16 protein-coding genes are annotated in these 23666 nt (G+C 60.1%); 4 read left to right on the forward strand and 12 right to left on the reverse strand.

What is annotated here, in order from left to right; genetic code table 11:
* Positions 1–407: 407 nt before the first annotated feature.
* The 7 genes from ACRC0P_RS04330 to ACRC0P_RS04360 form a co-directional block, all read right to left on the reverse strand.
* Positions 408–1967 (reverse strand): glycoside hydrolase family 43 protein, encoded by a 1560-nt coding sequence (locus tag ACRC0P_RS04330; RefSeq protein WP_438628559.1) that lies wholly within the window; start codon positions 1965–1967, stop codon positions 408–410.
* 154 nt (positions 1968–2121) lie between these two features.
* Positions 2122–4905 carry a TonB-dependent receptor gene (locus tag ACRC0P_RS04335; protein ID WP_438628560.1) on the reverse strand — a complete coding sequence of 928 codons (2784 nt, stop codon included), beginning with the start codon at positions 4903–4905 and terminating at the stop codon, positions 2122–2124.
* Entirely contained in the window at positions 4902–6290 is a 1389-nt protein-coding gene (locus tag ACRC0P_RS04340; protein WP_438628561.1) for a glycoside hydrolase family 28 protein, read from the reverse strand. The genes ACRC0P_RS04335 and ACRC0P_RS04340 overlap by 4 nt, the downstream gene beginning before the upstream one ends.
* A gap of 34 nt (positions 6291–6324) precedes the next feature.
* The gene (locus tag ACRC0P_RS04345; RefSeq protein WP_438628562.1) at positions 6325–7626 is read right to left on the reverse strand and encodes a TRAP transporter large permease; all 1302 of its coding nucleotides are present in this window, start codon (positions 7624–7626) and stop codon (positions 6325–6327) included.
* 8 nt (positions 7627–7634) lie between these two features.
* Positions 7635–8132 (reverse strand): TRAP transporter small permease, encoded by a 498-nt coding sequence (locus ACRC0P_RS04350; protein ID WP_438628563.1) that lies wholly within the window; start codon positions 8130–8132, stop codon positions 7635–7637.
* Between the two features lie 232 nt (positions 8133–8364).
* Complete coding sequence (locus ACRC0P_RS04355) at positions 8365–9345, reverse strand: TRAP transporter substrate-binding protein (RefSeq protein WP_438628564.1); 981 nt, start codon at positions 9343–9345, stop codon at positions 8365–8367.
* 90 nt (positions 9346–9435) lie between these two features.
* Complete coding sequence (locus ACRC0P_RS04360) at positions 9436–10356, reverse strand: sugar kinase (RefSeq protein ID WP_438628565.1); 921 nt, start codon at positions 10354–10356, stop codon at positions 9436–9438.
* Positions 10357–10581: 225 nt separating this feature from the next.
* Here ACRC0P_RS04360 and uxaC point away from each other — a divergent pair, with 225 nt between their 5' ends.
* The 3 genes from uxaC (at position 10582) to ACRC0P_RS04375 (ending at position 15004) form a co-directional block, all read left to right on the forward strand.
* Entirely contained in the window at positions 10582–11997 is a 1416-nt protein-coding gene (uxaC, locus tag ACRC0P_RS04365) for a glucuronate isomerase (RefSeq protein ID WP_438628566.1), read from the forward strand.
* A 202-nt stretch (positions 11998–12199) separates the two neighbouring features.
* The gene (locus ACRC0P_RS04370; protein WP_438628567.1) at positions 12200–13690 is read left to right on the forward strand and encodes a mannitol dehydrogenase family protein; all 1491 of its coding nucleotides are present in this window, start codon (positions 12200–12202) and stop codon (positions 13688–13690) included.
* A 405-nt stretch (positions 13691–14095) separates the two neighbouring features.
* Complete coding sequence (locus ACRC0P_RS04375) at positions 14096–15004, forward strand: complex I NDUFA9 subunit family protein (protein WP_438628568.1); 909 nt, start codon at positions 14096–14098, stop codon at positions 15002–15004.
* Between the two features lie 245 nt (positions 15005–15249).
* Here the strand turns inward: ACRC0P_RS04375 and ACRC0P_RS04380 are convergent, their stop codons facing one another.
* From ACRC0P_RS04380 to ACRC0P_RS04400, 5 genes are all read right to left on the reverse strand, one after another.
* Positions 15250–16041, reverse strand: a complete 792-nt coding sequence (locus ACRC0P_RS04380; protein ID WP_438628569.1) for a gluconate 5-dehydrogenase — start codon at positions 16039–16041, stop codon at positions 15250–15252.
* Positions 16042–16139: 98 nt separating this feature from the next.
* Positions 16140–16982 carry a 5-dehydro-4-deoxy-D-glucuronate isomerase gene (gene kduI / locus ACRC0P_RS04385; protein WP_438628570.1) on the reverse strand — a complete coding sequence of 281 codons (843 nt, stop codon included), beginning with the start codon at positions 16980–16982 and terminating at the stop codon, positions 16140–16142.
* A gap of 11 nt (positions 16983–16993) precedes the next feature.
* Positions 16994–19495 (reverse strand): glycoside hydrolase family 88 protein, encoded by a 2502-nt coding sequence (locus ACRC0P_RS04390; RefSeq protein ID WP_438628571.1) that lies wholly within the window; start codon positions 19493–19495, stop codon positions 16994–16996.
* A 115-nt stretch (positions 19496–19610) separates the two neighbouring features.
* On the reverse strand, positions 19611–21026 hold the full coding sequence (locus ACRC0P_RS04395; protein WP_438628572.1) for a glycoside hydrolase family 28 protein: 1416 nt from the start codon (positions 21024–21026) through the stop codon (positions 19611–19613).
* A 166-nt stretch (positions 21027–21192) separates the two neighbouring features.
* Positions 21193–21930, reverse strand: a complete 738-nt coding sequence (locus tag ACRC0P_RS04400; protein WP_438628573.1) for a FadR/GntR family transcriptional regulator — start codon at positions 21928–21930, stop codon at positions 21193–21195.
* Between the two features lie 204 nt (positions 21931–22134).
* Between ACRC0P_RS04400 and ACRC0P_RS04405 the strand changes: the two genes are divergently transcribed.
* Entirely contained in the window at positions 22135–23658 is a 1524-nt protein-coding gene (locus tag ACRC0P_RS04405) for a UxaA family hydrolase (protein ID WP_438628574.1), read from the forward strand.
* Positions 23659–23666: the final 8 nt, after the last annotated feature.

The raw sequence follows: 23666 nt of genomic DNA on the forward strand, positions 1-23666 counted from the left end.
AAAAAAATAGCGCCCATGTCGAATGAGTGTAGGAACTTTATACAAACCTGTAATTGACGTGTAATGGGCCGTCTAAAAAGTGAGCGTATCGCTCAATTTTTAAGAAGACCCTAACCCCTCTTCTCTTTCCAGCACATTGCGCAGGGAGCGGGGCTTCTCGGCATTCAGGCTGTTGATCCAGGGGGATCCAGGCTGAAGCCTTTGAGTCTTTGCAGGCTTAGTGAGTCCGCACAGGCTTGGGAGTATGCAAACAGCAACAGCAGTGGCTAGAAACGGTAGGGCGTTAGCATGGTGGCACGCCCCGGGTAGTGGGAATTGTCTTTAGGAGTGAGGGGCGAGCGAGGGGCGGGCCTGCGGCCCGCTTGCGGAGCTGGAGCTCCGCGTTCCCGGGGGGGCGCAACTACGGATTAGTTTACGTGCAGATAGTCGAAGTCGGCGTGGCCGTTGTCGCCCTGGGCAAAGAAGCCGAAGCGGGCGCCCACCCAGCGCCCGGGTTGGGCGATGAAACCTTCGTTCAGCGGTGTCCAGTTTCCATCCGGCTGCCGGTAGGAAAATACGGTGCGGCCTTCGGGAAAGACGCTGATGCCGATTTCCGCCTGGGGCTTCTCCAGCTCTGCGAGCAGGACCTCATGGGTCTTGCAGCCGCTGCGCGCGCCGATACACACGTTGTAAATCAGCTGGTTTTTGCCGTTCTCGTCGCGCAAGCCGAGCCAGGCGTAGTCGGTGCCGTAGACCAGCAGGCCGGCCTGGGCTTTGTCCCCCTCAAGCCTCAGTTTGGTCTCCACGCGGAACTCTTCCGCCGGGAACTTCTGCAATAGCAGCGACGGCACGTGCCAGAGGTTTTCTGCCTCACCGGTGCCGGGCTGGGCAAAGAGGCGCAGGTGGCCGGGGTTGTCGCTGAGGGAATACCAGTCGGCGCGCCAGTTGGCGTTCCACTGCCACTGGGGCTGCAGTTCTTTCGTATCGAATTCGTCGCTGGTAGCCAGGGAAAAGTCCGGCGAGCCCCCGGATACTTTGGGGGGCGCATGGCTCAGTACCGGCTCGCCCCGGCCATCGCCGTCGGGGTCTGCGCCGATCACCGGCCAGCCATCTCTCCATTGCATGGGCTGCAGGTGCACTATACGGCCGTAGGCGTCCTTATCCTGGAAGTGCAGGAACCAGTCCTCACCGCTGGCGGTGCTTACCCAGGCGCCCTGGTGCGGGCCGTTGATGGGGGTATTACCCTGGGCCAGCACCACCCTCTCCTCGTAAGGGCCGTTAATATTTTTTGCGCGGAATGCGGACTGCCAGCCCTGTGTTACGCCACCGGCGGGCGCAAACACATAGTAGTAGCCGTCGCGTTTGTAAAACTTGGGGCCTTCCAGGGTGCGATAGCCGGGGATCTTATTGCCGTCGATCACCACTTTGCCCTTGTCGAGAACCTCGCGCGCATCGGGACTCATACGGTGCAGGGTGAGCACGTTATTGATGCCGGCGCGGCTCTTGGCCCAGGCGTGCAGCAGGTAGGCCTTGCCGTCGTCATCCCACAGGGGGGTGGGGTCAATCAGTCCTTTGCCTTCTTTCAGCAGGTGCGGCTCACTCCAGGGGCCGCGCATGTCCTCGGCGGTGATCACGAAAATACCCTGGTCCGGATCGCCGTAGAAAACCCAGAATTTGCCATCGTGATAGCGCAGGCTGGGCGCCCAGACGCCGTTGCCGTGCTGGGGAACGGAAAAACGCGCATCCGGTATCTGCCGCTCCAGCACATGGCCGAGCAGGCGCCAGTGCACCAGGTCTTTGGAGTGCAGTATCGGCAGGGCGGGTGCATGGTTGAAGCTGGATGAGATCATGTAGAAATCGTCCCCTACCCGGACTGCGTCCGGGTCGGAGTAGTCGGCGTGGATTATGGGGTTGGTGTAAATTTCGCTGCGGGCGGCCTGCGCCAGGAGAAGCAGGATAGTTACGCAGGCCAGAATTAGTCGCTTCACAATTTGGATCTCCATACGTAAAAAAAGGCACCATATTTTTCTGAAATATGGCGCCCAACTGGGGGAATAATAGCGCGTTGAGTACGGGAACCGAAATACAGGTAAAATTTTTCATTGCCTGTAAATCCGGCTCCCGCGTTTGGGAAAGTCCCGGTTAGAAGTTGGCCCTCATACCCAGTAGAATTTCCCGTCCAGTACTGTTGTACTCCCTCACCAGGTCCATATCGCCGGTAGGACCAGTGGTATACAGACGCTCGGTTTCGTTGGTGAGGTTGATGACTTCCAGGGTCACCTTCAGGTAGTCGGTCACGTTGTAGAAACCCGACATATCAACACGGGTGGGACCGGTGGTCATCTCAGCCGCGTTGCCGTTGGACCCGGGTGCGCGGGTGGTGTAATCGTCCCTGTCGTTGACCATCAGGCGGGTTCCGAACAGGTCCGTTTCATAGTAGACGCCCATGTTATAGCTGTTCTTCGACAGGCCCGGCAATTCGCCTTCGACACCATCGCCGAAGTCAGCGCTCGATCTCACATGGGTGTAGTTGGCGAGCAGGCCGAAATTGCTGGCCCAGCCGGGCAGGAAGCGCAGCGGCTGCTGGTAGCCGATCTCGTAACCCTCCACGGTAGCGCCTTCACCATTGACGGGCGTCCGGAGATCCCAACCCTTCTCGCCCGGCTGAATGATATTAGGCTCGAACAGCGGGCTGTTGGGATCGTATTCCGGCCGCGCGGCCACCGCGGCGCGGATATCGTCAGGCAGGAACTGGTTTTCCAGCTCCTGAGTCGTAATAAAGCTCTCTATCTCCTTATGGAACAGGGTCAGCGCCAGCACCGATTCGTCGTCGAAATACCACTCCAGCCCCAGGTCCGCGGAGTTGGCCCGCACCGGCTCCAGCCCCGGGTTGCCGAGAGAGACACTCTGGTTGATGGGCGTCACACTGACCGTACCCGCGAGACTGCCGAGACCCGGTCGGCTGATATTGCGACCCACACCCAAACGCAGCAGCAGGTCTTCGCGGAACTCCCACACCAGGTTAGTGGAGGGAAGCACTTCGGTATAGCTGCCTTCCCTGCTAGTGGGCACGAAACCGCCCTCGCCGTCGCTGGCCACACCGCGCGAGGTCACTTGGGTGTCCACTATGCGCAGACCGGCGTTCACTGTGAGGGGCAGACCTAGCAGCTGGGTTTCCACATTGGTCTCCACATAGCCACCCAGGGTCTCTTCTTTGATGTCGTAGGTGCTGGAGTCGTCTTCGTTCAGCTCCCATTGACCTACACCCCAGGCGGCAGCGGCCGCATCGTAATCCGCCACCAGCCAGTTGGCGGGGAAACCGGATGGCGCGTCTATACCGTCGGAATAGTCATCCACGACATTGCCCAACTGGTCTGCCAAGCCCGCGGCTACCACTTCTCCGTTTAGAGAATTAATGTTAATGGCATCCCAGCGTTGGGATTCCACCTTACGGCTGTTCCAGATCAAGCCGGTCTTCACGCTGGAGCTGTCGCCCTCAATGGTGAAATCGGCGCGGAAGGTGTCGTTAGTGCGCTCAACGATATCCCGGCGCAACACGGGACCAGTCCACTCATAGTTTGAGGGGTCGAGGATATCGAAGCCGTAGGACATCTCGGCGATATCACTGTCTTCCAGGAAGGAATAGGAGAAGCTGTGCCCCTCGGAGGCAGTCTGGTTGAAGCGCAGTTGGTCCTCGCTGTGCTCGGACACTGCGTTGCCGTACATCACATCCAGAGTGATATTGTCCGCAAGATCGAACTTGCCTGAGAGCACTACCTGCTGGAAATCCGTCTCGCTGAACTGACCGCGGCTCTCGGAGCGGGGTGCCACGTTTTCGAATTCGCCGGCGACGATCATGCGCCCGGATTCATCCAGAGTGACTTCGGTGGGAATCACAGTGTCATAGACATTCCGGAACTGGGCGAAGTAGTTGTATGAGGTCACATCCGCCTTCAGATTCGAGCTGAGCACATCCAGGGAGAACTCCATGGTGTCCGTGGGGCGGTACTGCAGCGAGCCGGTAAGGCCCAGGCGCTCCTGGTCACGATTGAAGGAGTCCATGCGTGGGAGGCGCGGCGTCCACATATAGTCAAGCGGGTTCGCGTCGGGGTCCACCTCCCCGGGATGGTTGGCTCCGGGATTAGGAGTGCCGTTTATCACGGCTGGCGAAGTTCCGCTGGCCCAGCTCCGACCTCCGTTGGCATGGGGACTGGTCCAACGTACAGTACCGAAGCCCTCCTGGCGCACGGTCCGCTCAGAGTAGGCGGCGCTCACAAGTACGCCCAGCTTATCGTCCATAAAGGTATTGCTGTAAAGGCCGGTGAGACGCGGATCCTGCTCACTGGCAAAGCTGTCCACCATCAATTGGCCACCGAAAGCTATATGCTGTCCGGGAGTGTCCAAAGGTTTGGCCGTAGACAGCTCCACTGTGGACGCCAACCCACCCTCCTCCACCGAGGCGACGGGTGACTTATGGATAGTGATTCTGTTGAACAGCTCTGAAGCGAAAACGTTGAAGTCGAAATCGCGTCCGCGGTTGACACCGCCGGAGGAATCCAGGCCGCCGGTACTGGCGGGAACCTCCATACCATTCAGAGTAGTGCGCGAAAAACCCGGACCAAGCCCGCGCACGGTGATATTGCGGCCCTCGCCACCCTCGCGGGTAATGGCGACACCGGGTACCCGTTGCAGCGACTCGGCCAGGTTGAGATCCGGCATCTTGCCGATATCCTCGGCGACGATGCTGTCGCTGCTGTTGGCGTTCATGCGCTTGGCGTCCAAACCCTTCTGCAGGGAAGCGCGGAAACCCGTTACGGTGATTTCCTCCAGCATCTGGCCTTGATCATTAGCACTTTGCTCCTGAGCGAACGCCGGCGAAGCTATTGCCATAGCCAACACGAGCGGCTTGATTTTATATTTATTCATCTGGTCATCTCCTTTTTCTCAGTTCCATGCCAGCTAAGTACCCCATCAATTCGCTGACTTCCTAGTTTCACAGCATAAAATTTCAGATTTACTGCGTTTTCTATAACCATTGGGATTTTCACTTGGTCGACAGTGATATCTTTGAACAACACGTCCTGAAGCGGCGCAGCCGATGGTGCGTGAACTTCCAGAAAAGTCCCTACCTTCTCTACTTCAATATTTTCGAAAACAATATCCCGATAGGTAGAAGGGAAAAAGCCACCCAGTTCTCCCGGGTAATTCAACTGAAACCAAAACAGGTTCTTGAATGACTCCACTCGCAGATTGCGCAGGCGAATGGTTTCCACCAGACCGCCCCGGTCCAGATTTGACTTAAAGCGGAAGGCAGACTCGCCCTGACGCAGCACATTGTCAGAGAAAAATACCTGCCTGATACCACCGGACATTTCACTGCCAAGGGCTATACCGTCTTCTCCGCCCATATCATTGTGGCGCACAACAATTCTCTCGCTGGGGATACCGATACTCCGGCCGTCCAGATCGCGGCCGGATTTAATCACCACCGAATCATCACCGGTACGGAACCAACTGTTCTCGACCAGCACATTTTTGCTCGACTCTATATCGATTCCGTCATTGTTCGGAAAGTGGCTGTCGACACGAATACCTTTAACTGTGGCGTCTTCTGTATAGACAAGGTGGTTTACCCAGAAAGGCGAGTTCAGAGCAGTGTAATCCTCCAGCAAGACCCGCCGGGCACGGAAGAACTGCACCAGCGGTGGACGAAGATAGGTTCCCTCAGCAAAGATGCGTTCCTCAACGGGTACCCCTTCGGCTCCCATCCTGCGCAACCTGTCCATATCCTTGGATTGCAACGGATGCCAACCCTTGAATTCGCTATTCCGGTTGCCATCGATAGTGCCCTTGCCGGTTATTGCCACATCTTCCACATTGCTGGCATAAACCAACGGCGAGTAGCTGAACAACTCGGTACCTTCCCATCGGGTCTTCACAACCGGCAGGTAGTGTTCCGGCTTGCGGGAAAACAACAGAGTGGCGCCTTCCTCCAGATGGAGCGCTATACGACTTTGCAAGACAACAGGGCCATTGCTCAACCATTTGCCTTTAGGAATCACCACTTTTCCACCGCCACTTCCAGAGGCGACTTTTATGGCTTCCAGTATCGCCGCTCTCGCGTCGGCTCCCGGTTTAGCACCATAGTCGGTAATTCTGTAAGTTTTATCCGGAATGTCCGGCAGTTGAATATCCGCAACGATATGCTCGGCAAGTTCCCATTCATCCGCGCTTACCAGCGAGGACAAGGTCACGAGGAAAACAAGGGCGAGCATCTGTTGATAAGTGCTCTTGTTTTTGTTCTTCCACATATAACGCACTTCCGTATGCGAGCTACCAATCGGCCTAGTCGATCAATCCCAGCGCCCGCGGCAGGTACTCACTGATCGCCGGCACGTAGGTCACCAGTATCAATACGAGGAACATCACCGCATACATGGGCAGCAGCGGTCGAATAAGCTGGGTGATCGAGGTTTTGGAAATGCTTGCGCCCACGAACAGCACACTGCCCACCGGAGGTGTGCACAGCCCGATACAGAGGTTCAGGATCATGACGATGCCGAACTGCAACGGGGACATACCCAGTTCCACGGCCACCGGCAGGAATATCGGGGTGAAGATCAGAACCGCCGGGGTCATGTCCATAAAGGCCCCCACGACCAGCAGGACCAGGTTGATGGTGAGCAGAATCAGCAGTGGGTTGTCGCTGAGGGTGATCAGTGCCTCACTGATGGTCTGGGGAATATTCTCGTAGGAGAGGATCCAGGACATGGCCGAGGAGGCGGCGATCAGGAACATCACTATGGCTGTGGTTTCCACCGCCTTTACCAATAGTTCCGGCAATTGCGAGACTTTTACTTCCCGGTATACCAGCACCGAGAGCAGCAGCGAGTAGAGGACCGCGATGGCACTGGCCTCGGTCGCGGTGAAGATACCGCTGATAATGCCGCCGATAACCAGCACCACCAGGAACAGGCTGGGTATCGCATCCAGGGTCTTGCGCAGCGCCTCCCGCCAGGGGGTGACTTTCCCCACCGGGTAGCCCTTGGCTTTGGCCCAGATTCCACAGACCAGCATCAGCCCCACGGCCACCAGCAGGCCGGGGAGGTAGCCGGCGATAAACAGCGCGGCGATGGACACGCCGCCGCTGGCCAGGGAGAACACGATCAGGATGTTGCTCGGGGGTATCAGCAGGCCGGTGGTGGAGGAGGCCACGGTAACGGCGGTATTGAAATTCTTGTCGTAGCCCTCTTTGGTCATCGACGGAATCATGAATCCGCCGATCGCCGAGGTGGCGGCCACCGCGGAACCGGAAATGGAACCGAACAGGGTGCAGCTGATGATGTTCACGAATGCCAGGCCGCCGGGCAACATGCCCACCAATACCCGCGCGAAGTCGATAATTCGCCGCGCGATTCCGCCGCTGCCCATCAGCAGCCCCGAGAAAATGAAAAATGGAATCGCCAACAGTGCGAAACTGTCGATCCCACTGGCCATGCGCTGGGCCATGGTGATCAGTGCGGGTACCACGTCGATGGTTATCAGCATGCTCAGCAGGGTGGCGACACCAATACTGACGGAAATAGGGACGTTCAGCGCCAGCAGAAGCAGGAAGCTGATCAGCAAAACGGCTGCGGCGATTTCCATAAATCCTCCTAGGCGGACGCAGTTTTTACGGCTGTTGCAATGCGTTCTTTCTGTCCCAGCAGTTGGACCAGTTGGTCCACACAGAAGAGACAGATCAGTCCGCCGGACAGGGGTATCACGCTGTAGACAATCCCCATGGGAATATTCAGTGCCGCGGACAGCTGGTTCAGTTCGACAGTCAGCGCCACCAGTTTGACACCGCCGAACACCATGGCCGATGCGGCAAAGGCGAAGCACAGGGATATGGTCAGAATTTGAACCTGCCTGCGGATTTTTTCCGGCAGGGCATTGGTCAGCAGGTCGATACCCAGGTGGGATTTTTTGCGGTAGGCATAGGCCCCGCCGAGCAGACCGATCCAGACCAGCAGGTAGCGCGCCAGCTCCTCGGTGTAGGAGCTGGGGCTCATGGGCAGGAAGCGGGTGAGTATCTGCCAGGTGACGTCCAGTACCATCAGCGCCAGCAGGCTGCCGAGGAAGATTTCCAGCAGTTTTTCTATTCTATTCATCGCCAGTACGCCTTTTATTACTTGGCTTTTACTTTTGTTCTTTCCTGGTAACTGCTCACCCCTGTAGGAGCGGCGGGGCGGCCATCCGCCATGCCCGCGAACAGAACCCGATCGCGGGCATGGCCCGCTCCTACTCCTACAGGGTGGCTCGCTTAAGCCAATACAGGTTCCCTATGGGTGAGTAGTTTCCTTTCTTATAGGAGCGGCCGGGCCGCTCCTGGCCGGGCCGCTCCTACATAGCCGCGATTCGATCCAGCAGTTCGCCCACTTCCGTGCCCTTATAGCTGGCGTGTAACGGCTGCACGGCATCGATAAACGGCTGCTTGTTCGGGTAGATCACTTCCACTCCGGCCGCCTCCACTGCGGCGAGGGATTCGCGGGTGGATTCCTGCCAGAGTTTCCGCTGGTAGGCCACCGCGTCATCCACTGCCTGTTGCAGCCATTCCCTCTGTTGTGGTTCGAGTTTCTTCCACACCTCTGTGCTGACCAGCAGCATGTCCGGTACATAGGTGTGCTCGTCCAGGGTGTAATACCTGGAAACTTCGTAGTGTTTGGAGAGATAGAAACTGGGCGGGTTGTTTTCCGCACCGCTGACCACACCCTGTTGCAGGGCTGTATAGAGCTCCCCCCAGCTCACCGGCGTGGCGGCGCCGCCGAGGGTGTTGACCATTTTGATCGCGGTCTGGCTGTTCTGTACGCGGATCTTCATGCCGCGCAAATCTTCCGGTGTGTGAACGGGCTTGTCGTTCATATAGAAGCTGCGGCTGCCCGCATCGAAATAGCCCAGCCCGCGCAGGCGCGCTCGCTCGCCGGCCACCAACAACTGGCGGCCGATATCGCTCTGCAGCACTTCCCAGAAATGATCCGCATCGCGAAACACATAGGGGAGGTTGAAGATCTTGAGTTCGGGGACGAAACCCTCCATGGGGCTGGCGGACACCTTGGTCATGGCCAGGCTGCCAATCTGCAACAGCTCGATCAGTTCGCGCTCGCTGCCCAGTTGCCCACCGGGATAGATATCGATGCGCATGCTGTTGCCAGACAGCTCGCGCAGCCGCTCGTCCATAAATTCCATGGCCCGGTGCACCGAGTGCTGCCGGTCCAGGGTGTGCGCCAGCTTGAGCGCGGTCTGCGAATCTTCGAGACCGCAGCTGCCAAGCAGCACTAACAATCCCACTACCGCCAGGCGGCAGAGGGTTTTTCCTTTCATCATCTTATGCACCTGTTGTCTATTGTTATCGCTACAGGTATGACCGAAAAATTTTGACGGCTTTTATTTTCTCGCCAAATTGGTCTTACCATCCTATCGGCTTGCTGCCCCAGGCGCAACACTTCTCGGAATAATTGCCCCGCGGTGGCGGATCACCGCCGCGGCGCAGCGGTTGCCCGCGGAGACCGCGGCCTCCGGCCCCTCGCCCTGCAGCCGCGCCGCCAGGTAGCCGGCATTGAAGGAGTCGCCGGCACCGGTGGTATCCACCACCTCGTGAACCTCCGGCACGGGAATAGCACACAACTCCTCATCGTGCCGCAGCAGGACCGGCTCGGCGCCGCGCTTCAGCACCAGCTCCGACAGGGGATAGCGGCCGTTGCGCTCCAGACATTGGTCGGCATCCCCATCCCCCCACAGCAGTTGCTCATCCTCCAGGGTGAGCAGGGCGATATCCGACTGTTGCAGAAAAGCGGAGACCGCCTCCCGGGCCTCATCCACACTGGACCACAGACGCGGCCGGTAGTTGCTGTCAAAAGCCACCCGGCCACCCCCGGCGCGGAACTCCCCGACAAATGCGAGTAAGTGCTCACGTGCGTGGGGGGCCATTATTGCAAGGGTGATCCCGGAGAGATAGAGGCAATCCATCTCCCCCAGGTAAGTCTTTAACCGCTCGCGCTGCAGCTGGTCCGCAAACAGTTCCCGCGCCGGGGACTCGCCGCGCCAATAGGTGAAATAGCGTTCGCCATCGGGGGTGTTGTAGATGCTGTAGAGACCGGGGCAACGCCCGGGCAGGCGCTCTATGGCCCCGGTATCGATGCCTTCGGCGCCCATGGCCTCCAGCATCTGCTCACTGTAGGGATCGTCCCCCAGCAGGGTCACATAGGATGTGTGAACGCCACTGCGCGCCACATAGACCGCGGTGTTGTAGGTATCCCCGGCAAAGGACTGGGCCAACAGCCCCTCTCCGCGCGGGGACAACTCGACCATTACTTCACCCAAAGCTGCAAGTTTCAAAGCTATCTCCTGTACTGACCAGATCAGGTCTTACCATTAGTTGTTGACCGGTATAACCAATTTTTGGCAGTATAGCAATTCCGGTCTATGTACTGGGTTTCTCCATTGCCTGGCGCGGTCCATCCCCAACTTGCCGCGCACCCCCCGCCTTCGGGCGGGGTTTTTCCTTCAATGGGGTACGCAGTATGCTTGTAAGACAACCCAATTAGAACGAGCCTTTCCGCTATGCCACGCCCTTTGCAATTGCACCCCGATCGCCTGTTCCCTGTGGATAACACCCAGCGGGATATCGCCCGCAAGCTCTATGAGAGTGTCAGGGATCTGCCGATTATCAGCCCGCACGGGCACACAGATCCATCCTGGTTCGCCGGCAATCAGCCTTTCGGCAATCCGGCGGAACTGTTGATCAAGCCGGATCACTATGTGTTCCGCATGCTCTACAGCCAGGGCGTACCGCTGGAGAGCTTAGGCATTGCCGGCCGCGAGGGCACTCCGGCGGAAACCGACCCCCGCGCCATCTGGCAGCGCTTTGCCGAACACTACCACCTGTTCCGCGGCACTCCCTCACGCATGTGGCTGGATACCGTATTCCACGATGTGTTCGAGCTGGACGTGGCCCTGGACGCCTCCACCGCGGAACTCTACTACGAGCGCATCGACAGCTACCTGAAAAAGCCGGAGTTCCTGCCCCGGGCCCTGTTCGAGCGTTTCAATATCGAAGTGATCGCCACCACCGAATCCCCGCTGGACGACCTCCGCCATCACCAGAAAATCCTGGACAGCGGCTGGAGCGGGCGCATCATCACCGCCTACCGCCCGGACCCGGTGCTCGATCCGGATTACGAGGGCTTCGCCGACAATCTGCGCAAACTGGCGGAAATCACCGGTGAAGACACCGGCAACTACGCCGGCTACCTGGCGGCACTGAAAAACCGCCGCGAGTTCTTCAGGCAGATGGGCGCCACCTCCACCGACCACGGCCACCCCACCGCCACCACCGCCAACCTCAGCCCGGCCGAGGCGGAAGCGCTGTTCAACCGCGTGCGCGGCGGCGGCGCGAGCAGCGAAGACGCGGAGCTGTTCCGCGGTCAGATGCTCACCGAAATGGCGCGCATGAGTATTGAAGACGGCCTGGTGATGCAGATTCACCCCGGCTCCGTGCGCAACCACAACAAAGTGGTGTTCGACAAATACGGCCGCGACAAGGGCTGCGACATCCCCTCCCGCACCGATTACGTCCACGCACTCAGGCCGCTGCTGGAAGCGGTGGGCAACGAGCCGAACCTGACGGTGATCCTGTTTACCCTGGACGAGACCAGCTACAGCCGCGAACTGGCACCGCTGGCCGGTCACTACCCGGCACTGAGACTCGGCCCCGCCTGGTGGTTCCACGACAGCCCCGAGGGTATGCGCCGCTTCCGCGAGCAGGTGACCGAGACCGCCGGTTTCTACAATACCGTGGGCTTCAACGACGACACCCGCGCTTTCCTGTCCATCCCCGCGCGCCACGACGTGGCCCGGCGCATGGACTGCAACTTCCTCTCCCAGCTGGTGTGCGAACACCGCCTGGCGAAGGACGAGGCCTTCGAACTGGCACACGATCTCAGCTACGCGCTGGCCAAGCGGGCCTATAAGCTTTAATTTGTGCGCCCGCCCGGGACCAGCGGAGCTCCAGCTCCGCTTGCGGGCCGCGGCCCGCCATCGGGACTCGAGACTCGAGACTCGAAATGATTATGTGCTGTAGGAGCGGCCCATGGCCGCGATCGGGTGCTTCGGCAAGTCCGATCGCGGCCATGGGCGGATGGCCGCCCCGCCGCTCCTACAAGGGATTTGGGGAAAATTTATGAGTGAAAGAACTCTCAACAACGCCAGTCTGGGCCAACTGTCCCAGGAAGTAATCGTGCCCTCCTACGACCGCAGCCAATTGCGCGCGGGCATCGTCCATCTGGGCATTGGCGCCTTCCACCGCGCCCACCAGGCCTGGTATACGGAGCAGGTACAGGAAGACGGCAGCGACTGGGGCATTGTCGCCGCCAGCCTGCGCTCGCCCACAGTGCGCGACCAGCTGGCACCGCAAAACTATCTCTATTCCGTGGTGGAAAAAAGCAACGATGGCGAAAAAGTCCGCGTGATCGGCAGCGTGCAGGACGTCTACGTGGCTCCGGAAAGCCCGCGCGCCCTGCTGGATGCCTTGTCCCGCGAGGAGATCCGCATCGTCTCCCTCACGATCACCGAAAAGGGTTACTGCCACCATCCGTCTTCCGGCGAGTTGAACCTGCGGCACCCGGATATCCAGCACGACCTCGCCAATCCGCAGGCCCCGAAATCCGCGCTCGGTTTCATCGTCTACGCCCTGCGCGAACGTATGCAGAAAGGGCTGCCCGGATTTACCCTGCTCAGCTGCGACAACCTGCCCAGCAACGGCAAAGTGCTGCAACGTGTGCTCTTCCAGTTCGCCGACCAATTGGAGCCGGAATTCGCCGACTGGGTCAGGGAGAATACCCGCTGCCCCTGCACCATGGTGGATCGCATAGTCCCCGCCACCACCGACGCAGACCGCGACGCCCTCGAGAAGCTTCTCGGTGTGCGCGACAACGCCGCGGTTATGGCCGAGCCCTTCTCCCAGTGGGTGGTGGAAGACAACTTCCTGCGCGGGCGCCCCGCCTGGGAAAAGGCCGGCGCCACCTTTGTCGATGATGTGGAAGTCTACGAACTCATCAAACTGCGCCTGCTCAACGGCTGCCACTCCCTGCTCGCCTATAGCGGCTACCTGGCCGGCTTCGAGACCATTGCCGACGTCATGCAGGAACCCGCTTTCGCCGCGCTGGCGGAGCGGTTTCTCGCCGACGAGGCCAGCGCGGCGGTGGAAGCGCCGGCGGACTTCGATCTGGCGGCCTACCGGGGACAATTGCTGGAGCGCTTCGCCAACCGGGCGCTGAAACACCGCACCTGGCAGATCGCCATGGACGGTTCGCAGAAGATCCCCCAGCGCTGGCTGGGCACCCTGCGCCACCAATTGCACAACGGCGGCTCCATCGAGCTGCTGTGCCTGGCCCTCGCCTGCTGGATTCGCTATGTCTCCGCGGAGGACGACGCCGGCAAGCCGATCGAGGTTTCCGATCCGCTGGCACAGGAACTGAAAGCCCTTTGCGACGCAAACGCAGGAAATCCCCAGAAGCTGGCCGCGGCCTTCCTGGGTTTTGCACCGGTATTCGGCGAAGACCTGCAAAAGAGCGAAGCCCTGCAGCAGGCACTGGCTGCCCAGTTGGAATTACTGGCAAAACAGGGTGTGCTGAACACCGTGCGTATGCAGATGGAAGAAAGCCTCGCCTGATCTCACCCGCCATTCGCCTGCAAGCAGGCTCCTACAAGGCACCCCGTAGGAGCCTGCTTGCAGGCGAATGGAACAGAACTCCGCAGCCTTTCGCTTGCAAGCAAGCTCCTACAAAGCACCCTGTGGGAGCCTGCTTGCAGGCGAATGGAACAGAACTCCGCAGCCTTTCGCTTGCAAGCAAGCTCCTACAAAGCACCCTGTGGGAGCCTGCCTGCAGGCGAATGGAACAGAACTCCGCAGCCTTTCGCTTGCAAGCAAGCTCCTACAAAGCACCCTGTGGGAGCCTGCTTGCAGGCGAACGGAACAGACCTCCGCCAGCCCTCCGAAACCCAGCCACACGTCCCCACTATCTTCTACTATTCATCGGTTGGCAGGGGCCGGGATAGCCAGCGCGGGAGAATCGAGATGAATGAACAGATTGCAACAGTCTTTGGCGGCACCGGCTTTTTAGGCCGTCGCGTGGTGCGGGCGCTGGCAACGGCGGGTTACCGGGTGCGCGTTGCGGCGCGCCATCCCGAGGACGTGGATTTCTCTGACATTAAAGATCAGATCGCGCCGGTGGCTGTTGATATACGCAATGAGCGGCGGGTTACAGAGGCGGTTTCGGGTTCGGTGTTCGCAGTCAATGCGGTTTCTTTATATGTGGAGAGAGGTGATCTCACGTTTGACACCATCCACGTAAAAGGTGCCGAACGCATCGCCCGTTGCGCCCGGGCAGCCGGCGTTGATCGGCTTGTGCACATATCCGGTCTCGGCGTGGACGAACATTCGCCGTCGAAATTTATTCGCGCGCGAGCACGGGGAGAACAGGTCGTCTGCAACGCCTTTGAGCGAGCGACCCTGGTTCGGCCAAGCGTTATGTTTGGTAGCGATGATGCATTCCTGTCCTCCCTCAAAACCGCAACCCTATTGCCAGTGGTACCGCTCTTTGGCAAGGGAAACAATCGGTTGCAGCCGGTATACGTCGAAGACGTCGCCGCGGCGGTGGTGGAGCTTGCGCGGCAGGCTGGTGGTCAAGGGCAAGTGTTCGAATTGGGTGGCGGGAGTGTCTACACTTATCGCCAGGTCCTGCAGGTGGTTATGTCCCATCTGGGGCGCAGGCGCGTTTTATTACCCGTGCCATTTACTCTTTGGCGGCTATTGGTGGCCACATTGAGCCTGATGCCCAATCCTCCACTCACCCGCGACCAGCTTGTTTTAATGCAGAGTGACAATATGGTGGGCGAGAATGCGAAAACTTTTGCCGACCTCGGCATTGATCCCTATAGCCTGGAAGATTTATTGGATGAGTGCTTGCCTACAAATAGCGGGTAAACTCGACCGATATCGATACCGGTAAAAGAACGTTGTAGGAGCGGCGGGGCGGCCATCCGCCCATGGCCGCGTCGGTCTAGCTACGTAGCAGATGCCGATCGCGGCCATGGGCCGCTCCTACAAGGGTGCATACGTTAAGGTAGGGTGCATACGTAGGGTGGATAAGGGAAGCGTATCCACCATAAAGCGGGCCTTGCGGCCCGCAAGCGGAGCTGGAGCTCCGCGGTCCCAGGGGGGGGGGGGGGTTATTCGTTCGACGGCTTGCCGATGGTCGCCAGGATACCGCCGTCCACATAGACGATCTGGCCGGTCACGAAGTTGCTGGCGTCGCTGGCGAGGAATATCGCCGTACCCTGCAGGTCCTCCGGGTTACCCCAGCGTCCCGCCGGGGTTCGGCCGAGAATAAATTCGTTGAAGGGATGGCCGTCCACGCGGATAGGAGCGGTCTGGCTGGTAGCGAAGTAACCCGGACCTATACCGTTGACCTGAACGTTGTGCCGCGCCCACTCGGTGGCCATATTGCGGGTGAGCATTTTCAACCCGCCCTTGGCCGCGGCGTAGGCGGAGACACTATCCCTACCCAACTCGCTCATCATCGAGCAGATATTGATGACCTTGCCGCCGCCGCGCTCGATCATCTTGCGCACCACCGGGCGGCTCATGGTGAAGACGCCGGTAAGGTTGGTGTCGATCACCTGCTGCCAGTCCTTCAGCTCCATGTCCAGCAGCGGCACCCGGCGGATGATACCGGCGTTGTTCACCAGGATATCGATGGGCGCGCACTCGCTCTCTATCTGCCCCACCGCGTCGGCGACCGCCGCTTCATCGGTGACATTGAACAGGTAGCCGGCGGCATCGAACCCCTTGTCGCGCAGGTGTGCCACTGCATCGTCCAGCTTCTGCTGTGACGAGTGGCCGGTGATGACCAGCCGGGCCCCGGCCATGCCGAGACCCTCGGCCATGGCCATGCCGAGGCCGTGAGTGGCACCTGTTACCAGGGCCAGCTTGCCGGTTAGATCAAACAAGGAATTCGCCATATCAAAACCTCAAAATTTTTCCAGGTGGCGGGCCTGCGGCCCGGTGCGGAGCTGGAGCTCCGCGTTCCCAGGGGACCCGAGTCCCGAGCCCCGACAAATCATCGCAGCTCGTTCGGCTGCACAAAATCCATATCGGTGTAGTCGAGATTCTCGCCCGCCATACCCCAAATGAAGGTGTAGTTGCTGGTACCCACACCGGAGTGCAGGGACCAGGTGGGGGAAATCACCGCCTGCTCGTTGTGCATCCAGATGGTACGGGTCTGCTGCGGCGGGCCCATGAAGTGGCAAACGGCCTGGCCTTCCGGCACATTGAAATACATATAGGCTTCCATGCGGCGGCTGTGGGTGTGGGCGGGCATGGTGTTCCAGACACTGCCCGGGGCCAGTTCGGTCATACCCATCTGCAGTTGGCAGCTTTCCACCACTTCTTTTACCAGCAACTGGCGGATAACGCGCTGGTTACAGGTTTCGCTTGAGCCCATCTCCAACACCTTTGCGTCGCTCTGGCCCACTTTACGGGTGGGGCACTCGCGGTGTGCGGGGGTGGAGTTCAGGTAGAACTTCGCCGGCGCGGACTTGTCATTGCTGGAAACCTTTACCTCGCGGGAGCCGCGGCCGACATAGATGGCCTCCTTGGTGCCCACGTCGTAGCGGGTGCCATCGACTTCCACTACACCCGGGCCGCCGATATTGATCAGACCCAGTTCGCGGCGCTCGAGGAAATATTCGGATCTGAGCGCGTCTACGGTTTCGAGAAGTACGGTTTTCTCCACCGGCATGATCCCGCCCACGATCATGCGGTCTACGTGGGTGTAGGTGAGGCGCACTGTGTCCGCCTCAAACAGTTTCGGCACCAGGAATTCCTCGCGCAGACGCTCCGTATCGTAGCTCACATAGTCGCGCGGGTTGTGCGCGTAGCGCTCTTCGTATTTGGTAGCCATCAATCTCTCCTTTAGCCCTGCTTGTTGAGCAGCTTATACATCTCGGCGCCGGCCATGATGAAGGGGCCGACGCCTTTAAGATCGTCGTCGATGACCGGCTCGCTCATGTAATAGCGGTAGCTGCCGTCGCGGCCGAAGCCCAGGCCCGCCACTTCGCAGTTGTTGGTCAGGCTTACACTACCATCGGCGTGCACCTGGATAAACTGGTCCAGCAGGCCCTGATAGGATTTTTTCGCCAGGGGTACGTAAGAGTCGGGCAGGTAGCCGTTGTTGATGGCCTTGGCAAAGAAGTAGGTGAACATGCTGCTGCCGGTGGCTTCCAGGTAATTGCCCCGCGCGCCGGCCTTGTCCGCGACCTGGTACCAGGTGCCGCTTTCAGCGTCCTGGTATTTTTCCAGTACCGGGGCCAGTTCGTTGATCATGTCGATCAGGTACTGGCGCTGCTCCGTGTTTTCCTCCGGAATATAGTCGAGCACGTCTACCAGTGCCATGGCCATCCAGCCCATACCGCGGGACCAGAAATTGGCGGATAGGCCGCTCTCTTTATCTGCCCAATCCTGCTCTTTCGCTTCATCCCAGGCGTGGAAGTAGAGCCCGGTTTGCGGATCGCGCAGTTTTTCGCGCACCACCTTGAATTCCGCCAGCACCTCGTCGAAGTCCCCTTCTCCACCTTCTTCAGCGCGCATTTTTTCGTAATGGGCGAGGAACGGAATGCCCATATAGACGCCGTCCAGCCATACCTGGTGGGGATAGATTTTCTTGTGCCAGAAGGCGCCGGCGGTCGTGCGCGGGTGGTGTTCCAGTTGCTCGCGCAGGGTGGCCACGGCGGTTTCGTAGTTGTCTTTGCCGTTGCGCTCGAGCATGCGCAGCAGCATCTTGCCGGCGTTGATGCTGTCGATGTTGTATTTTGACTGCACGTAACCGTTGATACTGCCGTCTTCGTTGACGAAGGAGCCCATCACCTTTTCCACCGCGTCCGCGTAGTGCGGCTCGGGACTTACCCGGTTGAGGTCGTCGTAGGCTTGCATCAACAGGCCGGTGGTGTATTCGAAATAGGCCGGGCGCTTGCGGTGCGGGTCCACACCGCCGAAGGCGAGCTGGTAGGTGCTGCGCTCCAGTTCGGAATCCGCCAGGCGCTGGCTCCACCGCAGTGCCACATCCGCGCTCAGCGGCTGTTGCGTCTGCGCCTCGCTCAGGACAGTGGTCAGACGCTTGCGCAGCGGCATGGTGAGCTTTTCCGCCTCGCGGGCCAGGTAGGTTTCGAACTGCCCGGCACTGGTGATGGGGCCGTGCCTGCTCTCCACTTCTTTTGCCCAGGCGGCGGTGAAGTAGTAGTTGAAATCGTTGGTGGCCGGCTGCTTGAATACCACCACCTGGTTGTGCTCGTCTTCGGTCACCTTCTTGACGGTCTTTTTCTGCACCAGCAGGCCGATGCCCAGGTCGCTGCCATCGAGGCTCTGCTGGCCCCAGGTGCCGATATAGGTCCAGGCGCCGCCATTGATGTCCAGGTCGCCGACGATCAGTTTAGTATCCGGATGCTTGACCAGGCCGGCCACCAGGGCGCCGAGACCTTCGCTGGCCTGCCCGTTCACTTCCACCAGGCGGCTGCCGGCGCGCATGGAGAGCACCGTACTCAGGTCGGCCTGCTTGTTCTCCGCGGGTTTCCAGCCTTTGTATTCAATATTCAGGGAAGAGTAGAGCTCGCCGTTGTCGACGATTTTTGCGGACCAGTCCTGCACGTCACTGACCCGCACGACTTTTTCGCCATCCCAATAGCCGTAACCGCCCACGCCGAGGGCGTCGCCCACTTTCAGGATATCCATACCCCAGTCGGCCATATGGTGGTAGGACTCAAAGCCATCCTGCCCCACATCCTGCAGCACCGGCTCGCGCACTTTCTTGCCGAATATGTCGAAACCGTTGCGCCAGTCCAGGTAGACCCGGTAGCCCACCAGGTCCGATTCGATGCCCGGGCCCTCGTAGCGGATAAACTGCGAGTGATCGGTGTGTTCCGGGGGAACATCCAGCTCGCTGACATTCTGGAAGTAGCCGCCCAGGTATTTCCTGTCGACCCACTTGCCGCCGGTTTTGCGGGAAATTTCCGCCTGGGTGCGTTTATCCACAGCCGGCTGCTCACCGCTGCCGGGAAAAATTTTCAGGTCGATTTTTTCATCCACCTGCAAGTCCACCAGGAACAGGATGCCGTCGGCGCTGCCGTCGGCATCCCGGTCGACCCGCTGTACCGGAAGTTGTCCCTCGCCGCGGACCGCCAGCGGCTCAGCGTAGTCTTCGCCCAGGCCCAGCTCCCGGAAACTCAGGTATACAGGCTCGTCCAAGCGCGGAAACGCCGACGGGTTGGCCAATTGCAGGCGGGCGATGCTCTCACTCTCCGTGCTTTTGCTCTCCGCCGGTCTCTGTTGATCCTTTATTGCCGTGGAATCCGTCGCTTCGCCACAGGCGGTCAGGGCAATTGCGGCGGCCAGCAGCGGATAAACGGAACTGGATAATTTCACTCTCTGTTCCTCGTCGTTATTTCTTCTTTCAAAGGGGCGAAGGTGTAGGAGCCTGCCAGCAGGCGACTCCAGAACTTCCTCGATACCTCATTCGCCTGCAGGCGGGTCCTACAGGTCAGGCTGGATGGAATTCCTTGCCGTTGATAAGCAGTCCCTTCGCGGTAAAGTCCTTCAGCGCCTCGATCACACCAAGATCGCCCGCGCTCTTTATCTCGCTGTTGGAAATATGCAGACCGCGAATGGGAGCGCGGTCGAAACCGCGGATATGGAAGGCGCGCTGCGCCTTCTCGCAGCGGAGGTTGTCCACGAAGATATTGTACACCTCCGGATCGAAGGGACCCTTGTCCCCTTCCTCGTAGAAGAAATTGATTACGATCACGTCCTTCACCTGGCCAATCTCCAGGTTGCGCACATAGATATCGTGTATCTCGCCACCGCGCATGGCGTTGGTCTTGATGCGCAGGCCGCGATCCAGGCTGGGGCTGCTCATCACGCAGTTCTCCAGGAATACATTGCGCACCCCGCCGGAAATCTCGCTGCCCAGCACCAGGCCGCCGTGACCGTCGCGCATACGGCAGTTGCGGATGACAATATTCTCGCTGGGTGTGGCCAGGCGGCGGCCGTCCGCATTGCGGCCGGACTTGATCGCGATGCAGTCGTCGCCGTTGTCGAACAGGCAATCCTCGATCAGCACGTTGCGGCAGGATTCCGGGTCGCAGCCGTCGGAGTTTGGCCCGTGGCTGCGCGCCGTGACACCGCGTACGGTGAGGTTTTCACAGAGCACCGGGTGCATGACCCAGAAGGGCGAATTCTCCAGGGTGACGTCTTCGATCAGCACATTGCGGCACTGGTAGAACTGCACCAGCGGCGGGCGCAGGTAGCTGTCGTCGGCATAGACCCGCTCCGCCACCGGCAGGCCTTTTTCCGCATCCTCAAACAGCGCGTCCCGCGCGGCTTTCTGCGTGGGGCTCTCTCGGTATTCACATTTGCTGTTCTTTCCTTTCCAGGGCCACCAGGTATCGCAGTCCGCACCCCCGTCGATGCGGCCCTTGCCGGTGAGCGCCACATTCTCGCAGCCGAGCACGTAGATCAGGGGGGAATATCCCATCAGCTCCATTCCCTCCCAGCGGGTTTTTACCGCCGGCAGGTAGCGTTCCGGGTCGGGAATAAAGGAGAGCTCTGCACCTTCCTGCAGGTGCAGTTCGGTATTCGAGGACAGGTGAATGGGGCCACTGCGGTAGCGCCCCGGCGGCACCAGGATGCGACCGCCGCCGGCCTCGCGGCAGGCGGCCAGGGCGCGGGCGAAGGCGGTGCTGGCATCCTCACCCTCGCCCCTGGCGCCGTACTGGCGAAGATTGAATTCCCGGGGGGGGATCTGCGGCCGCTCGATGGCGGCGAGGATTTCCGGTACCGCGGCCCAGGGGCCACTGTAATCCATCCGCGGCGGCCGGCTCATGGCCCAGGGCACCGCGGGAATGGCGGCCGCGGCCAGAGCAGATTGCAGAAATGCGCGCCGGCTCAACTGTGTCATAACTTCCTAACTCCACTATCGTTACTATCTCAGCCGAAACCGGCAAGACCAGACTATTTACTATGACCCAATAGTGTCATACCAATTTTAGGGGAGCAAGGGGAAGGAAAATCAATGACCGATGATATAAGTTGAAAAACTGATCATCAATCATTGGTCATTGCCCTCAGGGCAGAGCAAAGCGCTGGCGCGCCGCATTCACTTCGCGCCTCGCGGCCTCCAGGGCCTCGGCTTCGGTGGCGTCCAGCAGTTGCTGCACCACACGCTGCAGGTGATCGCGCATGGCGCTCCTGGCTCCATCCGCATCGCGGCGCTTGAGGGCGTCGAGAATCCTGCGGTGCTCCTCGATGCGCGGCCGGGAGCCGGCCTGGCGCACTTTCTCCAGGATGCGCGCGGACACGCTGGAACTGTTGCGCAGCTGCCACAGGTGCTCGCACACGGAGACCACCGCATCGTTGCGGGTGCTGCGGGCAATATGAAGATGGAACTTCTCGTCCGCCACCTCTGCGTTGGCCTCGGTGGCGTTCTCGGCGATCATCTCCTCGAGTATCCACTCCAGCTCCTGCAGTTCCACCTCGGACATCTGCCGGGCGGCCAGGCCGGCGGCCTCCCCCTCGAACATGATGCGCGCCTGCAGGATCTCAAACGGGCCTATATCGGATTCCCCGGCCTTGAAGGCGCTCACCTCCGCATCCACCACATAGACGCCGGAGCCTCCTTTCACTTCCACGCAGCCGGCCAGCTCCAGGGCGATAATCGCCTCGCGCACCGTGGGCCGGCTGACCTCGAAGCGCTCCGCCAGCTTGCGCTCCGCCGGCAGGCGCGTGCCCGGCGGGTAGTCACCGGAGGCGATGGCGGCGGCCAGTTGCTCGGCCACCTGTTGGTAAAGTCGCACACCTTGCATGAAGGCATTCTCCGTCATTCGTTAATCGACGCAGTTTAGCAGATGGGGTTTAACCGCCACAACCGAACCGCCTGCCACAATAGTCTTACCAAAACAAGCCCAACTCAAGATTGCGGCCTTACCAATATAGTGCTAGATTGCATTCAAGCAATCAATAAAAATCAGTTGTTCCTGGCCGTTTGCCGGTGCGGAGTCTGTACGCAGATGGACCTTATCTATATTCACGAATCCGACAATGTCGCCCTCAGCCGCGCCCTGCTGCCCGCCGGCAGCCTGGTGAACTGGCGTGACGCCATGCTCGAGCTGGTCAGTGACCTGCCCGCCATGCACAAGGTGGCGGTCGCCCCCATCGCCAGCGGCGAGGCCGTACTCAAGTACGGCCAGGTGATCGGTTTTGCCACCCGCGATATCGCCGCTGGCGAACACGTGCACGAGCACAATATGTGTGCCGGCAACCACAAGCCCAGCCACGATTTCTGCAGCGAGACGCAGCCCGTCGACTACGTCGACCCCGCGGCCCGGGCCAGTTTCCTGGGTTTTCGGCGCCCCAATGGCAAAGCCGGCACCCGCAATTATCTGGCAGTCGTCTCCACCGTCAACTGTTCGGTGACCGTGGGCCGGGCCGTGGCCGCACATTTCCAAAACAGCGGCATGCTGCGGGACTTCCCCAATATCGACGGTATCGTCGCCCTGGGTCACGAGAGCGGCTGCGGTATGTCCACCTACGACGAGGGCTACCAGACGCTGCTGCGCACCCTGCACGGCTACATCGCCCACCCCAATTTCGCCGGTGTACTATTGATCGGCCTGGGCTGCGAGGCAATGCAGGTGAGCAGCGTGCTGCGCGAGTCCGACCTGGAGACCAACCCGCTGTTCCAGACACTGACCATCCAGCAGCAGGGCGGTACCCGCGCGGCCATCCAAGCCGGCATCGAGAAGCTCACCACCATGCTGCCGGCGGCCAACAACTGCCGTCGGGAGCCCGTTCCCGCCTCGGAACTGACCCTCGCGGTGCAGTGCGGCGGCAGCGACGCCTACTCCGGCATCACCGCCAACTCGGCACTGGGTGCTGCGGCGGACCTGCTGGTACGCCACGGCGGCACGGTGATCTACTCGGAAACACCGGAGATCTACGGCGCCGAGCACCTGCTCACCCGCCGCGCGGTATCCCCGGAAGTGGCGCAGAAGCTGGTGGACCGCATCCACTGGTGGGAGCACTACACGGAGATCAACGGCGTAGCCCTGAACAACAACCCCTCACCGGGAAACAAGGCCGGCGGGCTGACCACCATCGCGGAGAAATCCATGGGCGCCCAGGCCAAAGCCGGGACCACCATGTTGCAGGATGTCTACCTCTACGCCGAACAGGTGCGCACGAAAGGGCTGGTGTTCATGGACAGCCCCGGCTTCGACCCGGTTTCGGTAACCGGTCAGATTGCCTCCGGCGCCAATGTGGTCTGCTTTACCACCGGCCGCGGCTCCGCCTTCGGCGCCAAACCGGTGCCCAGCATCAAGCTGGCGAGCAATTCGCAGCTGTTCGAGCGGATGCGCGAGGATATGGATATCGACTGCGGCGGTATTCTCGACCGCGAATGCACAGTGGCCGAGCACGGCGAGTTTATTTTCCAGCGCATCCTCGCCATTGCCTCCGGCGAGCGCAGTGCCAGTGAAAAGCTCGACTACGGCGACAACGAGTTTGCGCCCTGGCGGATCGGCGCGGTGATCTAGAGCCGGCT

It is taken from the genome of Microbulbifer sp. (assembly GCF_051659245.1).
Taxonomy (GTDB): domain Bacteria; phylum Pseudomonadota; class Gammaproteobacteria; order Pseudomonadales; family Cellvibrionaceae; genus Microbulbifer.